Source organism: Rhodococcus sp. IEGM 1305, assembly GCF_030058635.1.
GTDB classification, from domain to species: Bacteria; Actinomycetota; Actinomycetes; order Mycobacteriales; family Mycobacteriaceae; genus Rhodococcus_F; species Rhodococcus_F opacus_D.
Genome location: NZ_JASHKX010000017.1, coordinates 34,795 through 51,948, shown reverse-complemented (window position 1 = coordinate 51,948; position 17,154 = coordinate 34,795). Strand labels below are relative to the sequence as shown.

Annotated in this window: 16 protein-coding genes; 15 read left to right on the top strand and 1 reads right to left on the bottom strand. The window is 69.2% G+C overall.

Annotated features, from left to right (window positions below; genetic code table 11):
• Window positions 1-56: 56 nt before the first annotated feature.
• From QM693_RS22255 to aroB, 10 genes are all read left to right on the top strand, one after another.
• On the top strand, window positions 57-1,232 hold the full coding sequence (locus QM693_RS22255) for a phosphotransferase family protein (protein ID WP_009480406.1): 1,176 nt from the start codon (window positions 57-59) through the stop codon (window positions 1,230-1,232).
• A gap of 54 nt (window positions 1,233-1,286) precedes the next feature.
• A complete protein-coding gene (locus QM693_RS22250; RefSeq protein ID WP_016880315.1) occupies window positions 1,287-2,723 on the top strand; it encodes a replication-associated recombination protein A in 1,437 nt (478 codons plus the stop codon).
• An 88-nt stretch (window positions 2,724-2,811) separates the two neighbouring features.
• The gene (gene alaS, locus QM693_RS22245; protein WP_283353442.1) at window positions 2,812-5,484 is read left to right on the top strand and encodes an alanine--tRNA ligase; all 2,673 of its coding nucleotides are present in this window, start codon (window positions 2,812-2,814) and stop codon (window positions 5,482-5,484) included.
• Window positions 5,485-5,486: 2 nt separating this feature from the next.
• Window positions 5,487-6,023: a Holliday junction resolvase RuvX gene (gene ruvX / locus QM693_RS22240; RefSeq protein WP_105421869.1), complete on the top strand. Its 537-nt coding sequence runs from the start codon at window positions 5,487-5,489 to the stop codon at window positions 6,021-6,023.
• Window positions 6,020-7,729: an endolytic transglycosylase MltG gene (locus QM693_RS22235; RefSeq protein ID WP_283353441.1), complete on the top strand. Its 1,710-nt coding sequence runs from the start codon at window positions 6,020-6,022 to the stop codon at window positions 7,727-7,729. Before ruvX ends, QM693_RS22235 begins: the two co-directional genes overlap by 4 nt.
• Complete coding sequence (locus QM693_RS22230) at window positions 7,719-8,546, top strand: shikimate dehydrogenase (protein ID WP_280782181.1); 828 nt, start codon at window positions 7,719-7,721, stop codon at window positions 8,544-8,546. The genes QM693_RS22235 and QM693_RS22230 overlap by 11 nt, the downstream gene beginning before the upstream one ends.
• Before the next feature lie 34 nt (window positions 8,547-8,580).
• Window positions 8,581-9,240 carry a prepilin peptidase gene (locus QM693_RS22225; protein WP_283353440.1) on the top strand — a complete coding sequence of 220 codons (660 nt, stop codon included), beginning with the start codon at window positions 8,581-8,583 and terminating at the stop codon, window positions 9,238-9,240.
• A 75-nt stretch (window positions 9,241-9,315) separates the two neighbouring features.
• Entirely contained in the window at window positions 9,316-10,503 is a 1,188-nt protein-coding gene (gene aroC / locus QM693_RS22220; protein ID WP_009480413.1) for a chorismate synthase, read from the top strand.
• A gap of 38 nt (window positions 10,504-10,541) precedes the next feature.
• The gene (locus QM693_RS22215) at window positions 10,542-11,048 is read left to right on the top strand and encodes a shikimate kinase (protein WP_005241678.1); all 507 of its coding nucleotides are present in this window, start codon (window positions 10,542-10,544) and stop codon (window positions 11,046-11,048) included.
• A 94-nt stretch (window positions 11,049-11,142) separates the two neighbouring features.
• On the top strand, window positions 11,143-12,255 hold the full coding sequence (aroB, locus tag QM693_RS22210) for a 3-dehydroquinate synthase (RefSeq protein ID WP_005262316.1): 1,113 nt from the start codon (window positions 11,143-11,145) through the stop codon (window positions 12,253-12,255).
• Window positions 12,256-12,341: 86 nt separating this feature from the next.
• Here aroB and QM693_RS22205 read toward each other — a convergent pair whose 3' ends face one another.
• A complete protein-coding gene (locus tag QM693_RS22205; RefSeq protein ID WP_283353439.1) occupies window positions 12,342-13,082 on the bottom strand; it encodes a B-4DMT family transporter in 741 nt (246 codons plus the stop codon).
• Between the two features lie 135 nt (window positions 13,083-13,217).
• Between QM693_RS22205 and QM693_RS22200 the strand changes: the two genes are divergently transcribed.
• From QM693_RS22200 to QM693_RS22180, 5 genes are all read left to right on the top strand, one after another.
• Window positions 13,218-14,321, top strand: coding sequence for an aminopeptidase P family protein (locus tag QM693_RS22200; protein WP_009480416.1), 1,104 nt, complete (start codon window positions 13,218-13,220; stop codon window positions 14,319-14,321).
• A 34-nt stretch (window positions 14,322-14,355) separates the two neighbouring features.
• On the top strand, window positions 14,356-14,919 hold the full coding sequence (efp, locus tag QM693_RS22195; RefSeq protein ID WP_105421857.1) for an elongation factor P: 564 nt from the start codon (window positions 14,356-14,358) through the stop codon (window positions 14,917-14,919).
• Entirely contained in the window at window positions 14,920-15,429 is a 510-nt protein-coding gene (nusB, locus tag QM693_RS22190) for a transcription antitermination factor NusB (protein WP_009480418.1), read from the top strand.
• A gap of 140 nt (window positions 15,430-15,569) precedes the next feature.
• On the top strand, window positions 15,570-16,199 hold the full coding sequence (pyrR, locus tag QM693_RS22185; RefSeq protein ID WP_283332341.1) for a bifunctional pyr operon transcriptional regulator/uracil phosphoribosyltransferase PyrR: 630 nt from the start codon (window positions 15,570-15,572) through the stop codon (window positions 16,197-16,199).
• On the top strand, window positions 16,200-17,144 hold the full coding sequence (locus QM693_RS22180) for an aspartate carbamoyltransferase catalytic subunit (protein WP_280782175.1): 945 nt from the start codon (window positions 16,200-16,202) through the stop codon (window positions 17,142-17,144).
• Window positions 17,145-17,154: the final 10 nt, after the last annotated feature.

Below are 17,154 nucleotides of genomic sequence, written 5' to 3'. Positions count from 1 at the left end.
GGGCTTCCGGTGGAGGACTCGATGATCCGTGTCACTAGCAGGTAAGTTGGTCCGCGATGACTGCAATACTGGCAGACCCCGTTTCAGAGGTAGTTGCCGCAGCCGAGAAGCTGCTCACCCGTCGCACAGGGGCACCCGTGACACTGGTGGATCCCGTGGATCTCGGCGGTAGTGGCCGCACCATCGTGCTCCGCGTGCGCGTGGCGGAGAATCCGTTCTCCCTTCCACGGACGTTGGTGATCAAGCAGGTCCGCGAGGAGTCCGGGGTGTCCGGCGCGCGGGCCGTCGATCCCGACGATCTCACCGGCGACAGCCGCAGCGCCTTCCTCCGGGAGGCCGTCTCGTACCAGTTCGCCACGGCGCTGGCGACGGACAGCCGCCCCGGAGCCGAACTGCTCGCATCCGACCTCGACGCCCGGCTCCTCGTGCTCAGCGACCTCGGGGACGCCACCCCGATCAGCGCCCTGCTCGAGCACTCCGACTCCGACACCGTCACCAACACCCTGATGGCGATGGCCCAGGCGCTCGGCCGCATGCACGCGGCCACCGTGGGCCGCGAGGAGGACTTCACCGCGCTGCTGCGCCGCGCCGAGGTGGCGCACTGCGACGACACCGTGGCCGAACAGGTGGAGCGCGCGGTGCCCGCCGTGCCCGGCCTGCTGTCCGAGATCCTCCGCGTCGATGTCTCCCCGGACCTGACCGATCAGGTGGCGCGTGCCGCGAAGCTGTTCGAGAGCGGCCGGTTCCGGGCGTTCAGCCCCTCCGACCTGTGCCCGGACAACATCATCGTCAACGACGAGGGCGTGCGGTTCCTCGACTACGAGTGGGGCGGTTTCCGCGACGCCATGCTCGACATCGCGTACGCGCTGGTCTCGTTCCCCGGCTGCCTGTGCAGCATCGAACTGTCCGAGGACCGGACGCAGGCGATGATCGAGGCCTGGCGTGCGGAAGTCGTGGGGATGTGGCCTGCGCTCGCCGACGACAACGTGCTCGCCGCCCGCATGGTCGAGGCGCAGCTGATCTGGGTGTGGCTCAGCACCTACCTGTTCCTACCGGAGAACCACACCCGCATCGCCGCCGTCCGCGAACACCACCTGTCCGTGCCGCGGTCCGAGGCGCTGACCCAGCGCTGGGACAAGCTGGCCCGCTCGGCCGATCACGCCGGGAACACGGTGGTCGCCCACCACGCCCGCGTCATCGCCGACAAGATCCGGGGACTGTCCGTCGGCTGACCCACGGTCCGGCCGGACTGGGTCGGACGGTGCGGTTCCAGTAGCGTCGAACTTGTGAGCGATCTTTTCGGTTCGGATGTCGGCGAGGACGAGTCGGCAGGCCTGTTCGAGACGGCGCAGCCCGACGAGGCGGCATCGGCCCCGCGATCGGTTCCCGGTCCCGTGTCGGTCGACCACCACGCACCGCTGGCCGTGCGGATGCGTCCCCGCACGCTCGGCGAGGTGGTCGGGCAGCAGCATCTCCTGGGCCCCGGCGCGCCGCTGCGGCGCCTCGTGGAGGGGTCGGGGGCCGCGTCCGTCCTCCTGTACGGTCCGCCCGGCACCGGCAAGACCACGCTGGCGTCGCTGATCTCGGGGGCCACCGGCCGCCGCTTCGAGGCACTGTCCGCGTTGTCCGCCGGGGTGAAGGAAGTGCGCGGCGTCATCGAACTGGCCCGCCGCCGCCTGCTCGCGGGCGAGCAGACGGTGCTGTTCATCGACGAGGTGCACCGCTTCTCCAAGACCCAGCAGGACGCCCTGCTAGCGGCGGTGGAGAACCGGATCGTGCTCCTCGTGGCCGCCACCACCGAGAATCCCTCGTTCTCCGTGGTGTCCCCGCTGCTGTCCCGCTCACTCGTGCTGCAACTGCAGTCGCTGACGGCGGACGACATCGAGAACCTTCTGGAGCGGGCGCGCACCGACGAGCGGGGTCTCGGCGGGGAGATCGAGATCGCGGGTGACGCGATGGACCATCTGGTGCGCCTCGCGGCCGGCGACGCCCGCCGGGCGCTCACCGCGCTCGAGGCGGCGGCGGGCGCTGCGCTCGACCAGGCCGGTGACGCGGACCGTCCGGTGCTGCTGGACCTCGCGACCGTGGAGGCGAGCGTCGACAAGGCGGCCGTCCGCTACGACCGCGACGGCGATCAGCACTACGACGTGATCAGCGCCTTCATCAAGTCGATCCGTGGTTCCGACGTCGACGCCGCCCTGCACTACCTGGCCCGGATGCTCACGGCGGGCGAGGACCCCCGCTTCATCGCGCGGCGGCTGGTGGTCCATGCCAGCGAGGACATCGGCATGGCCGACCCCACCGCGCTGCAGACCGCGACCGCCGCCGCGCAGGCAGTACAGCTGATCGGTATGCCCGAGGCCCGCCTGGCCCTCGCCCAGGCCACGATCCACCTCGCGACCGCGCCCAAGTCGGGGGCCGTCATCGCCGCGCTCGGTGCCGCGATGGCGGATGTCGCGGCCGGAAACGCCGGGCTCGTCCCGCCGCATCTGCGCGACGGCCACTACGCGGGGGCGGCGAAACTCGGCAACGCCGTCGGATACCGCTATCCCCACGATCACCCCGACGGGGTACTGGCGCAGCAGTATCCGCCGGACGAGCTGGTCGGTGTCGACTACTACCAGCCCACCACTCACGGCGGTGAGCGGGACATCGCGGGGCGCGTGGACAAATTGCGCGCGATCGTCCGCGGCACGAACCGTCAGGGTGGCCGGTTAAGCTGAATGTTGACGAACTGCGCGGTGGACGCGTGGTTCGCTCCGCTTGTTCGACCCATCGTTGCCCTCGAGACAGACAATAAGGATCACTGACGTGCAGACCCACGAGATTCGCCGGCGCTTCCTCGACCATTTCGTCAAGGCAGGCCACACCGAGGTACCCAGCGCCTCGCTGATTCTCGACGATCCGAACCTGCTGTTCGTCAACGCCGGGATGGTGCAGTTCGTGCCGTTCTTCCTCGGCCAGCAGACGCCGCCGTACCCGAGGGCGACCAGTGTCCAGAAGTGTGTGCGCACCCTCGACATCGAGAATGTGGGCATCACCACACGGCACAACACGTTCTTCCAGATGGCCGGCAACTTCTCGTTCGGCGACTACTTCAAGCGCGACGCGATCAAGCATGCGTGGGCGCTGCTGACCTCGAGCGTCGACGACGGGGGTTACGGCTTCGATCCCGAGCGCATCTGGGTGACGGTCTACCTCGACGACGACGAGGCCCGCGACATTTGGCGCGGCGAGGTCGGCGTTCCCGAATCGCGGATCCAGCGCCGCGGCATGGCCGACAACTACTGGTCCATGGGCATTCCCGGCCCCTGCGGCCCGTGCTCGGAGATCTACTACGACCGCGGCCCCGAGTACGGCAAGGAAGGCGGCCCCGAGGCCGACGAGGACCGCTACATCGAGATCTGGAATCTCGTGTTCATGCAGAACGAGCGTGGCCTGGGCATCAGCAAGGACAACTTCGAGATCCTCGGCCCGCTGCCGAAGCAGAACATCGACACCGGCATGGGTGTCGAGCGCGTCGCGTTCCTGCTCCAGGGCGTCGACAACGTGTACGAGACCGACCTCGTGCGTCCGGTCATCGCGAAGGCCGAGGAACTGTCGGGCCGCAAGTACGGCGCCGTCCACGACGACGACGTGCGTTTCCGGGTCATCGCCGACCACGCGCGCACCGCGGCGATGCTCATCGCCGACGGCGTGAACCCCGGCAACGACGGGCGCGGCTACGTCCTGCGCCGCCTGCTGCGGCGCATCGTCCGGTCCGCGAAGCTACTCGGTGCCGACAAGCCCAGCATGCGGGAGTTCATCACCGTCGTCCGCGACACGATGGCGCCGTCCTACCCGGTCCTCGACACCGACTTCGGCCGCATCGAGACGGTCGCGGTGGGGGAGGAGACCGCGTTCCTCAAGACCCTCACGTCCGGCTCGAAGCTGTTCGAAGGCGCCGCCGAGTCGGTGAAGGCGTCCGGCAAGTCGACGATCGGCGGCGACCAGGCGTTCGCGCTCCACGACACGTACGGCTTCCCGATCGACCTGACCCTGGAGATGGCGTCCGAGGCCGGCCTGACCGTCGACGAGGAGGGGTTCCGCACGCTGATGGCGGAGCAGCGGCAGCGCGCGAAGGACGACGCCCAGGCCCGTAAGCACGCGCACGCCGACCTGACCGTCTACAAGGAACTCCTCGACCGCGGACCCACCGAGTTCACCGGATTCCACGAATTGGTCTCCGAGGCACATGTTCTCGCGCTGATCTCGCAGGGGCAGCGGGTCCCCGTCGCGACGGCGGGCCAGGACGTCGAGGTCATCCTCGACCGCAGTCCCCTGTACGCGGAGGCGGGTGGCCAGATCGCCGACCTCGGTACCCTCACCGGCCCGGGCCTGCGGGTGAAGGTCAACGACGTCCAGAAGATCGCCAAGAAGCTGTGGGTCCACAAGGTGACCGTGCAGGAGGGTCAGCTCACCGAGGGCGACGTCGTGCTCGCGCAGGTCGACGCCGCGTGGCGCAAGGGTGCCACGCAGGGTCACTCCGGCACCCACATGGTGCACGCCGCGCTGCGACAGGTGCTCGGCCCCAACGCGGTTCAGGCCGGCTCGCTGAACAAGCCGGGCTACCTGCGTTTCGACTTCTCCTGGCAGGGCGCGCTGACGGAAGCGCAGAAGCAGGACATCGAGGTCGTCGCGAACGAGGCGGTGGCCGCCGACTACTCGGTGAACACGTTCGTCACCGATCTCGACAAGGCGAAGTCGATGGGCGCGATGGCGCTGTTCGGCGAGAACTACGGCGACGAGGTGCGGGTCGTCGAAATCGGCGGGCCCTTCTCGATGGAGCTGTGTGGTGGAACTCACGTGGGCAGCTCCTCGCAGATCGGCAACGTCACGCTGCTCGGTGAGCAGTCCGTCGGTTCCGGTGTGCGCCGCGTCGAGGCGTACGTCGGGCTCGATTCGTACCGCTACCTGGCCAAGGAACGCGCGCTCCTCGCCGGTCTGTCGTCGTCGCTGAAGGTGCCCTCGGAAGAAGTGCCTGCCCGCGTCGAAGCGCTGGTGGAGCGACTCCGCGTGGCGGAGAAGGAACTCGAGCAGACCCGCGCGCAGGCGGTTCTCGCCGCGGCGGGCACGTTCGTCGACAAGGCGCAGAGGGTCGGGCCGGTGCTGCTGGTCGCGGATGCCGCCCCGGCCGGTGTCGGCGGCAACGACCTGCGTGGTCTCGTCACCGACATCCGCGGCCGGTTCGGCACCCAGCCCGCCGTGGTCGCGCTGCTCGGCGACGTCGACGGCAAGGTTCCGTTCGTGGTGGCCGTGAACAAGGCGGCACAGGAACTCGGACTGGCGGCCGGCGACCTCGTGAAGGGATTCGGTCCGAAGATCGGCGGTCGCGGAGGCGGAAAGGCCGACATGGCACAGGGTTCCGGTTCGGACACCAGCGGAATTGCGGCCGCCCTCGACGCTGTCCGGGGACAAGTGGCGGACAAGGTGGGGAGCCAGTAGCGGTGGATCACGCGGAACAGGGTCCGGATCGACCGGGAGCCGACGACCCTGGGCGTGGTCGGCGCATCGGCATCGATGTGGGCAGCGTCCGGATCGGGGTCGCGTCGAGCGACCCCGACGGGATCCTCGCCACCCCCGTGGAGACGGTGCCCCGGTCCAAGGATCGGGGACCCGACGCGCCGGATATCCGGCGCATTGCCGACATTGTCGAGGAATACGAGGCCGTGGAGGTTATCGTCGGTCTGCCGCAGACCTTGCGGGGTGAACGGGGGAAGGCCGCCTCGATCGCTACTGTGTTCGCGAAGCGATTGCGAAGGAAGGTCGACCCGATACCGGTGCGGATGGCGGACGAACGTCTGACGACCGTCACTGCCGCACGGGCGCTTCGCGAGAGCGGTGTCAGTGCGAGGGGCCAGCGTCCTGTGATCGACCAGGCTGCGGCGGTGGCGATCTTGCAGGGATGGTTGGACGAGCGGAGCAGGTCGGTGAATGCAGGGGATTCAGGTGGGGACGTGCAGCTACCGGAGGGGGGCCAGTGAGCAATCATCGGCGACCCGCAGGTGAGCGACCCGAATTCGAGTACGTCCCCCGCGAACCCCGACGGCACCGCTACCTCGACGAGGACGACGACCACGTCGACTACGCGCCGCCCCCCGAGGACGACGACGTCGTCACCACGGGGCGCCACGCGGTGGTGTACGACGACCGTGAAATCGACGAACCCCACGCCGACTACATAGAGCCGGTGTACGAGCAGCCCGCGTACGAGAACCCGGTGTACGAGCAGCCGTTCGACCCCGAGCCCGTCTACGAAGACGGATACGGTCCCCGTTCGTACGGCGACGCCCGCGCCTACCGGGCACCGGCAGCCGACGAGCACGCGTACGACGAGCCTGCCTACGCCGACGAGCCGGTGCACGTCGACGAGCAGTACGAGGCCCACACCTATGCCGACGACCGCTACGACACACCGCCCGACGAGCCCGATGTCGCGTTCGCGGAGGCCGAGACACAGATAATCTCCGCGATCCCCGAGGAGATCCCGCCGACGCGCGCCCACGCCCGCACGCAGGCGCGCCGGCGCAAACAGGCCACGGGACGCGCACGCAGGGGCAAGCTGTTCGGCGCCCTCGCCGCCGCGACGGTCCTGATAGTGCTGGTCGGCATCGTGTTCGTCGGCGGCAAGATGTTCTTCGGCGGTCCCGACGCGCCCGCGGACTACGCGGGCCCCGGTGGTCCCGAGGTGGTCGTGCAGGTTCATCCAGGCGACACCGCCGAGGAGATCGCCTCCACTCTGGCCGAGCGGGACGTCGTCGCCAGCGGGTCGGCCTTCTTCAACGCCGCGGTCCAGAGCAACGCGATGAACTCGGTGCAACCCGGCTTCTACAGCCTCTCGACCCAGATCCCGGCAGATGACGCCGTGCAGGAACTGGTCGACCCCAGCTCCCGCGTCGGGCAGATGATCATCTCCGAGGGCAGGCAACTCCACGACACCACCGATGTGCAGACCGGGGCCAAGAAGAAGGGGATCTACACCCTGATCTCCGAGGCCAGTTGCGTCGGTGAGGCCGGCCAGGAGCAGTGCATCAGTTACGACGATCTCAACGCCGCCGGCGCGGGCGACCTGTCCGCGCTCGGGGTACCCGACTGGGCGAAGGACGCGGTCGCCGGCGTTCCGGACCGGGACCGCCAGCTCGAGGGGCTCATCGCCGCGGGCAGCTGGGATTTCGACCCGACCGCCGGTCCCGCCGCCATACTCCAGAGGCTGGTCACCGAGAGTTCCGCGAGCTACGAGAAGACCGGCATCCTCACCGCGGGCAACCAGGTCGGACTCACGCCGTACAAGATGCTGATCGCCGCGTCCCTGGTGGAACGGGAAGCGATGCCGGACGACTTCTCGAAGGTCGCTCGCGTCATCCTCAACCGGCTCGCCGTCAACCAGGCGTTGCAGTTCGACTCGACGGTCAACTACGCGCTCGACACGACCGAACTGGCCACCACCGACGCCGACCGCGCACAGGTGACACCCTGGAACACGTACGCCAGCCCCGGTCTGCCCGCGACGCCGATCTCCTCGCCGAGCATCGGGGCGTTGCAGGCGGTCGAACAACCGGCGCCCGGCGACTGGATCTACTTCGTGACGGTCGATTCGAAGGGCACCACACTGTTCACGAAGAGCTACGACGAACACCTGGCCAACATCGACCAGGCTCTGAACAACGGGATTCTCAACAGTGGACGATGAAGTGGTGACCGCACGCAAAGCTGCGGTGCTGGGCAGCCCGATCGCGCATTCGCGCTCGCCGCACCTGCACCTCGCGGCGTATCGGGCGCTCGGTCTCACCGGGTGGACGTACGACCGGATCGAGTGCGACGGGGCGCGACTGCCCGGCCTGGTGTCCGGGCTCGGCCCGGAATGGGTCGGACTGTCCGTCACGATGCCGGGCAAGATCGCCGCACTCGAATTCGCGTCCGAGCGCACCGAACGGGCCGTGGTGATCGGCTCCGCGAACACCCTCGTCCGTATCGAGGGTGGCTGGCGTGCCGACTGCACCGATGTCGACGGGGTCAGCGGTGCGCTCACCGCGGGTGGTGTCGGAACCATCGCGGGCGCCGAGGCGGTCGTCGTCGGCGCCGGGGGAACGGCCAGACCCGCGCTCGTGGCGCTCGCCGACATGGGCGTGAAATCGGTGACCGTGGTGGCACGCGACGCGGGTCGCGCGGCAGGCGCACTGGGGTGCGCGGAATCGGTGGGGCTCGACGTCCGGTTGCTCGGCTTCGACAGCCCGGAACTCGGTGCCCGGTGCGCGGCGGCCGCCGCGCTCGTCAGCACCGTTCCGTCCGCCGCGATCACCGAGTACGCGGACATTCTCGGGCGGGCGCCGTTCGTGCTCGACGCGATCTACGACCCGTGGCCGACCCCGCTGGCAGCGGCCGTCGAGGCGGCGGGCGGCACCGTCGTCGGCGGTCTCTCGATGCTTCTGCACCAGGCGTTCGGGCAGGTGGAGCAGTTTACCGGTCGACCGGCGCCGCGCGAGGCGATGGCGGCCGCTCTGGGCTAGTTGTCCACAGGCCGGACCGCTATCCACAGGTCGATTGTCGTGCCAGGTCATCGCGATCCACACGGTGATCCGGTCACGCATGCTGCTCGGCATGTGGTGGCTGATCGCGGCGAGTGTGGTGGCAGGTGCGGGTGCGGGCTGGGCAGCCCGCCGGACGGCCGGTCTGTTCGTGGGCACGGTGCGGGCGGGCTGGTGCGAGGCGGTGTGCACGGTCGGCGTCCCCGCCACGGTCTGGGCCGGTACCACCGCATCCGCACTGTGGGTGCTGCCGTGTGCGCTCATGTTCTGGTGGTGGTGTGTCAGTCTCGCCGCCACCGACCTGTGTGCACGGAAGCTGCCGAACCCGCTGACCCTGCCCGGATTCCTCGCGATCGTCGGCGTAGGCGCCGCGACCGGATCCGCGGCCACAGCCGTGATCGGCGGGTTCCTGTTGGCGTCGGCGTATCTCGCCCTGTACCTCGGCGCACCCGGGGCGGTCGGTGCGGGTGACGTGAAACTCGCGCTCGGGGTGGGCGCCGCCGCCGGGCTTGCCGGGGGAGAAGCCTGGGTGCTCGCGGCCGGGCTCGCGCCGGCGCTGACAGCGCTGGCGGGCTGCATCGTCCTCGCCGCCCGGCGTTCGCCGAAACCGCTCCCGCACGGCCCGGCCATGTGTGCCGCGACACTGGTTGCGCTGTTCGCCGTGCACATCGCGTGAACGAGTCCACGCCCGGCACACGGTTGGGAGGACCACCGTCACTGCCGGGCGCGGCGACATGGAAGGATATTGGGCGTGCTGCGCTGGATAACTGCCGGAGAATCCCATGGTCCCGCCCTCGTCGCGATGCTCGAGGGGATGGTCGCGGGCGTCGAAGTGACGTCCGAGGACATCTCGACCCAACTCGCGCGACGCCGACTCGGCTACGGCCGCGGCGCGCGGATGAAGTTCGAGGCCGACAAGGTCACCATCGTCGGTGGTGTACGCCACGGGCGGACACTCGGCGGACCGATCGCCGTCGAGGTGGGCAACACGGAGTGGCCCAAGTGGGAAACCATCATGTCCGCGGACCCGGTGGACGCCGAACTGCTCGCCGACCAGGCGCGGAATGCGCCGCTGACCCGCCCGCGCCCCGGTCACGCCGACTACTCGGGCATGCTCAAGTACGGATTCGACGACGCCCGCCCGGTTCTCGAACGCGCGAGCGCACGCGAGACCGCGGCCCGGGTCGCGGCCGCGACGTTTGCCCGTAGCTTCCTCCGCCAGGTGTTCGGCGTCGAGGTGCTGTCCCACGTGATCTCCATCGGCGCGTCCGACCCGTACGTCGGTCCCGAACCCACCGCGTCGGATCTGGCGGCGATCGACGCCAGCCCGGTACGCGCCTTCGACAAGGCCGCCGAGGAATCGATGATCGCCGAGATCGAGGCCGCCAAGCGTGACGGCGACACCCTCGGCGGGGTCGTCGAGGTCGTCATCCACGGTCTCCCCGTGGGTCTCGGATCGTTCATCAGCGGCGCGGACCGTCTCGACGCCCGTCTCGCGTCCGCCCTGATGGGCATCCAGGCCATCAAGGGTGTGGAGGTCGGCGACGGCTTCGAGACCGCGCGCCGACGCGGCAGCCAGGCGCACGACGAGATGCGTCCGGGCCCGGACGGAATCCTGCGTTCGACCAACCGCGCGGGCGGCCTCGAGGGCGGCATGACCAACGGGGAGGCGCTCCGCGTGCGTGCGGCGATGAAGCCGATCTCGACGGTCCCGCGCGCGCTGGCCACCGTAGACATGTCGACCGGTGAGGAAGCCGTGGCCATCCACCAGCGGTCCGACGTGTGCGCGGTGCCCGCCGCCGGTGTCGTGGCCGAGGCGATGGTGGCGTTGGTCGTCGCCCAGGCGGCACTCGAGAAGTTCGGGGGCGACTCGGTTGCCGAGACGACCGCCAACTACGAGCGCTACGCGTCGGGCGTCGCAGCCCGGCTCGCGCGATGACCACCCGGTCTGCCGTCGCATCGGGGCGGTGACGGATGATGGCACCGAAAGCCGTGCTGGTCGGCCCCCCGGGAGCGGGTAAGTCCACGATCGGGCGGCGCCTCGCGCAGGCCCTGGACCTTCCGCTGTTCGACACCGACGTGGCGGTCGAGGAGGAGGCGGGACGCACGATCGCCGAGATCTTCGTCCAGGAGGGCGAACCCGCCTTCCGCGCCCTCGAGGAAGAGATCGTCCGGAAGGCCATCGAGAGCCACGAGGGGATCGTGTCGCTCGGCGGTGGATCCATCCTCTCCGAGCGGACCCGGGAATTGTTGAAGGGCCACACCGTGATCTATCTCGAGATCAGCGTGGCCGAGGGGCTCAAGCGCACGGGGACCAACACCGCGCGCCCCCTTCTCGCCGGTGGCGACCCCCGCCAGAAGTACACCGAGTTGATGCGCAAGCGCCGACCGCTGTACCGGCAGGTGGCGTCCATCCGGATACGCACGGACGGGCGGAGCCCCGCCCGCGTGGTGCAGCAGCTGGTGGCGAAACTCGCCGAGTGATCGGCGACCCCGGCGGAGTCGCCGAGTGATGGGCGACCCCGGCGGAACAGAGACATCCGAGAATCTCGGACACGACGGAGCGGAGCAGCAGACAGTGACCGAACCGGTACGCGTACAGGTGCAGACGGCGAACCCCTACCCGGTCATCATCGGGCGCGGATTGCTCGGCGAGCTGGTGGACGAACTCACCGGCACGAGGACGGTGGCGATCTTCCATCAGCCGCCGCTGGCCGAGACGGCGGAGGCGGTGCGCGCGGCACTCGCCGAGAAGGGAATCGATGCGCACCGCATCGAGATTCCGGACGCGGAGGACGGCAAGGATCTGGCCGTGGCCGGATTCTGCTGGGAGGTCCTCGGCCGCATCGGGCTGACCCGCAGCGACGCCGTGGTCTCCCTGGGCGGCGGCGCGGCCACCGACCTCGCCGGGTTCGTCGCGGCGACGTGGATGCGCGGTGTGCGCGTGATCCACGTGCCCACGACATTGCTCGCGATGGTGGATGCGGCGGTCGGCGGCAAGACCGGCATCAACACCGAGGCCGGCAAGAACCTGGTCGGGTCGTTCCACGAGCCGTCGGCGGTGCTGATCGACCTGGCCACGCTGGAGACGGTGCCCCGCAACGAGATCGTCGCCGGAATGGCGGAGGTCGTGAAGACCGGCTTCATCGCCGACCCGGTGATCCTGGACCTCATCGAGAAGGATCCCGAAGCCGCCCTGGACCCGACGGGAACCGTTCTGCCCGAACTGATCCGGCGGTCCGTTGAGGTCAAGGCCAAGGTCGTGGCCGCCGATCTGCGCGAATCCGATCTGCGGGAGATCCTGAACTACGGGCACACCCTCGGGCATGCGATCGAGCGGCGTGAGCGCTACCGCTGGCGCCACGGTGCGGCGGTCGCCGTCGGGCTCGTGTTCGCGGCGGAGCTGGGGCGTCTGGCGGGACGCCTGGACGATGCGACGGCGGACCGGCACCGCACCATCCTGGAACTGGTGGGTCTGCCCACCACGTACGACGCGGACGCGTTCGGCCAGTTGGTCGAGGGGATGCAGACCGACAAGAAGAACCGGGCGGGCGTCCTGCGGTTCGTCGTGCTCGACGGGCTCGCGAAGCCGGGACGGCTCGAGGGCCCGGACCCGTCTCTGCTCGTGGCCGCGTACTCCGCGGTGGCGCGGGAGGAGAAGCCGGGCACCGGCGGTGCCGTCCTGCTGTGACGTAGCGGCACGAAGTGAGACGCGGCGGTGTGAGCGAGTGCGCTCACACCGCCGCGTCGTCTGTCGGTGTGGTGAAGCCGAGGCTGTTACTCGCCGCGGCGCTGGTCGTCGGTGGTGCGCTTCCCGAGGTCGACGGGGTCCTGCCAGGCGGTGTCCCCACCCTGCGGCTGATCGAGGTCGGACGTGTCCTCGCGGTAGTTGTGCACCGGTTCGAACACGGCCGTGTCGGCGTCGAACACGGCCGTGTCCGCGGTCTGCTCGTAGGCCTGGCCGGGATAGTTCTGTCCGTAGCCCTCGTCGTCGGCGACGGCTGCTGCTGCGGTTCCCCCCGCTGCGGCCCCTGCGGCCGTTCCGGCGCCGCGCGCCGTCGGGTGACGCTCGCCGCGGTCCTTCTCCGTCTTCCTGGACTCGCGGCTGACGAAGAACCGGCCGAGGAACACGGCGAGCATGGCAGGCACGAAGATCAGCAGGACCGTGAACGCGGCCCCGGACGTGATCTCGAAGAAGAACGAGTTCTGGGTGACGTTGAGGGACGGAATCAGGTTGGCCAGCCAGCTCCCCACACCCGCCACGATGCCGCCGAGCAGGGCCGCCTTCAGCCACAGCATCGTCAGGTCGGCGCCGTCCTCCGGCTCGGGGTTCCGGCGACGGTCCCGGATGCCGTCGATGCCGGCCCAGATCAGCGCCACGAACACGACGATCAGCAGTGCGAGCCATCTCAGAGCGGATCCCTGAAGGGGCCACTGTGTGATCGACACACCGAGGATCACACGAACGAAAACATGTATCAGGGCCATGCCGAGGCCGCGTACCACCCACGCATTCATGGGCACAGCGTAACGAGCGGGTTTTCACCCGTGTGGTCTAACCCACACGGCGCGCTCTGAAACCTGTTCTCGCCACCGGACGGGTGCCGTCGATCCGCGCCCTCCGGGCGGCGATTTGCCGGTACGTTTGACGACATGCCTGCTGATCATGGTTCGCGGCGCGCGGCGCTGCGCGCGGCCCTCGCCGCCCGGGATCTCGACGCACTTCTGGTGACGAATCTGGTGAACATCCGCTATCTCACCGGGTTCACCGGATCGAACGCCGCCCTGCTCGTGCACGCCGCCGACGCCGAGGGGGCCGAGGAGCGCACCGTCATCTGCACCGACGGCCGCTACCTCACGCAAGTCGGGGAACAGGTTCCCGATCTGCGGGCCGAGATCGCCCGCGCCAGCGCCGCGCACCTCATCGAATCGGTGGGTCGGCGGAGCCCGTCCTCGCTGGCGTTCGAGAGCCACGTGGTGACGGTGGACGAGTTCGCGGCCTGGTCGGTGCTCGCGCCGGACGCGCGCCTCGATCCCGTTCCGGGTCTCGTCGAGGAACTGCGGATGGTGAAGGACGATTTCGAGGTCGGATTGCTGCGGGCGGCGTGCACGGCCGCCGACTCCGCGCTCGCCGACCTGATCGAACGGGGTGGCCTCCGCCCGGGACGCACCGAGAAGGAGGTGGGCCGGGAACTGGAGGCGCTGATGCTCGCGCACGGCGCCGACGGCATCTCGTTCGAGACCATCGTCGCGGCCGGCGCCAACTCGGCGATCCCGCACCACCGCCCCACCGAGGCGGTCCTCGCCGGCGGCGACTTCGTGAAGCTGGACTTCGGCGCCGAGGTCGGCGGATACCACTCGGACATGACCAGAACGTATGTCCTGGGGCAGGCCGCCGACTGGCAACGGGACGTGTATGCGCTGGTCGCGCGGTCGCAGGAGGCCGGGCGGGACGCGTTGCGCCCGGGCGCCGAGGTGTCCGCCGTGGACGGTGCCGCCCGCCGGGTCATCGAAGACGCGGGCTACGGGGAACTGTTCCTGCACGGGCTCGGACACGGCGTCGGCCTGGAGATCCACGAAGCTCCGGGAATCGGCAAGCTCGGCACCGGTACACTTCTGGACGGTGCGGCGGTGACCGTCGAGCCGGGCGTGTACTTCTCCGGGCGCGGAGGCGTGCGGATCGAGGACACGCTCGTGGTTCGTGAGCAGGGACCGGAGCTGCTCACACTCACCACCAAAGACCTGACTGTCGTGTAGACGGTTTCGACCTTATCGAGGAGACGCGAAGCAAGTGGCTTCCACTAGTGATTTCAAGAACGGCCTGGTCCTGCAGATCGAGGGCCAGCTGTGGACGATCATCGAGTTCCAGCACGTGAAGCCCGGCAAGGGTCCCGCGTTCGTGCGCACCAAGTTGAAGAACGTGCTCTCGGGCAAGGTCGTCGACAAGACGTTCAACGCCGGCGTCAAGGTGGAGACGGCCACGGTCGACCGCCGCGACATGACGTACCTGTACCACGACGGCACCGACTACATCTTCATGGACGGCGACACCTACGACCAGATCTCGATCAGCGAGGCCACCGTCGGCGACGGTGCACGCTTCATGCTCGAGAACATGGCCGTGCAGGTTGCGACGCACGAGGACGTCCCGCTGTTCGTGGAATTGCCCGTCACCGTCGAACTGGTGGTCAAACACACCGATCCCGGTCTGCAGGGCGACCGCTCCACCGGTGGCACCAAGCCCGCCACCCTCGAGACCGGTGCCGAGATCAACGTGCCGCTGTTCATCAACACCGGTGACAAGCTGAAGGTCGATTCCCGCGACGGCAACTACCTCGGGCGTGTGAATTCCTGAGTGTCCGGTACGCATAAGAAACTCGGCGCACGGCACAAGGCCCGCAAGCGCGCCGTCGATTTCCTCTTCGAGGCCGAGGCGCGAGATCTCGATCCGGTCGATCTCGCCACCGAGCGCGCGGAGCTGTCCGGCAAGGACGACTCCGTGGCGCCGGTTGCTCCGTACACCGTCACCGTGGTGACCGGGGTGGCGGAGAACCTGGACCGCCTCGACGAGGTGATCAGATCCCACCTGCAGGACTGGACGCTGGAGAGGCTGCCCGCCGTCGACCGCGCCATCCTGCGCATCGCCGTGTGGGAGCTGTTCCACGCCACCGACGTGCCTCCGGTCGTGGCCGTGGACGAGGCGGTGGAGCTGGCCAAACAGCTGTCCACCGACGAGTCGCCGGGGTTCGTGAACGGCATCCTCGGTCAGGTCGTGCTGGTGGCGCCGCAGGTGCGGTCGGCTGCGGCCGCGACGTCGCGGCGCACCGAGACCGCCGGCGGCGAGTCGAACGACGCCGGTTCGTAAGTTCGTGTCCCGCTGCGGGCCCGCGACTGCGGGCCCGCAGGTCAGGGGTCCGGGCCTGGCGCAGTCGACGCGCTGATAAGCTGTCCGCGTCAGGCATCCTTTAACGATCCGTCCAGTGAGGCGGAGAAGGAGGTCGTTGTATGCGCGTGCCCGAAGGGTCTCGCCCCGCCGGGGAACCGGCGGATTCAACACCAGAGTCGTCCCCGTCCGTCGAGCCCGCACGCGAGCTGCTGTCCGCAGCCGATGTGGGACGGACCATTGCGCGAATCGCGCACCAGATCATCGAGAAGACCGCGCTGGACGCCGCCGACGGTGACGCGCCGCGGGTCGTCCTGATCGGCATCCCCACCCGGGGCACGACGCTCGCCGCCCGCCTCGCCGCGAAGGTCGAAGAATTCTCCGGGGTGCGCCCATCGGTCGGCTCCCTCGACATCACCCTGTACCGCGACGACCTGCGCACCAAGCCGCACCGTCCCCTCGAACGCACGTCGGTGCCCGAGGGCGGCGTCGACAACACCCTGGTGGTGCTCGTCGACGACGTGCTGTTCTCCGGCCGCACCGTCCGCTCGGCACTCGACGCCCTCCGCGACCTCGGGCGGCCGCGCGCCGTTCAGCTGGCCGTCCTCGTCGACCGGGGCCACCGCGAACTGCCGCTGCGCGCCGACTACGTGGGCAAGAACGTGCCCACCGCCCGCACCGAGGACGTCAAGGTGCTCCTGAGCGAACACGACGGCCGCGACGCGGTCATGATCTCCGGGGGGAAGAGCTAAGTGAAGCACCTGTTGTCGATCGCGGACCTGACACGGGAATCGGCTGTCGAACTCCTCGACGAGGCCGAACGCTTCGAACAGGCCCTCCTCGGACGTGAGGTGCGGAAGCTCCCGACGCTGCGGGGCCGGACGGTCATGACCGTGTTCTTCGAGAACTCGACCCGGACCCGGGTGTCGTTCGAGGTCGCCGGGAAGTGGATGAGCGCGGACGTCATCAACGTCAGCGCCTCGAGTTCGTCGGTGTCCAAGGGTGAATCCCTCCGGGACACGGCGATGACACTGCGCGCGGCCGGCGCCGACGCCCTGATCGTGCGCCACCCCGCCTCGGGTGCGGCCCACCAGATCGCGAAGTGGACCGGGCATCAGGACGACGGCGGGCCGGCGGTCATCAACGCCGGCGACGGTACCCACGAACATCCCACCCAGGCGCTGCTCGACGCGCTCACGCTGCGTCAGCGTCTCGGCGACATCGAGGGCAAGCGCATCGCCATCGTCGGCGACATCCTGCACAGCCGGGTGGCGCGGTCGAATGCACTGCTGCTGTCGATGCTCGGCGCCGAGGTGGTCCTGGTCGCGCCGCCCACGTTGCTCCCCGTGGGGGTGTCCACCTGGCCGGTGTCGGTGGCGCATTCGCTGGACGCGGAGCTTCCCGGCCTCGACGCCGTCCTGATGCTGCGTGTGCAGGCGGAACGGATGAACGGCGGATTCTTCCCGTCCCAGCGGGAGTACTCGATCAATTACGGCCTGTCGGAGAAGCGGCTCGCGCTGCTTCCCGACCACGCGGTGGTGCTGCACCCCGGCCCGATGCTGCGCGGCATGGAGATCGCGTCGGCGGTTGCCGACTCGACGAGGACCGCCGTGCTGCAGCAGGTGACCAACGGTGTGCACATGCGGATGGCGGTGCTGTTCCGGCTGCTGGTCGGAGCGGAGGAAGTTGCGGGATGAGTGGTAGCGG

Excerpts from the sequence above, each read along its gene's own strand:
- QM693_RS22255 (WP_009480406.1), top strand. The coding sequence starts at position 57 with ATGACTGCAATACTGGCAGACCCCGTTTCAGAGGTAGTTGCCGCAGCC.
- QM693_RS22215 (WP_005241678.1), top strand. The coding sequence starts at position 10,542 with ATGGCACCGAAAGCCGTGCTGGTCGGCCCCCCGGGAGCGGGTAAGTCC.
- QM693_RS22205 (WP_283353439.1), bottom strand. The coding sequence starts at position 13,082 with ATGAATGCGTGGGTGGTACGCGGCCTCGGCATGGCCCTGATACATGTT.
- QM693_RS22200 (WP_009480416.1), top strand. The coding sequence starts at position 13,218 with ATGCCTGCTGATCATGGTTCGCGGCGCGCGGCGCTGCGCGCGGCCCTC.
- pyrR (WP_283332341.1), top strand. The coding sequence starts at position 15,570 with ATGCGCGTGCCCGAAGGGTCTCGCCCCGCCGGGGAACCGGCGGATTCA.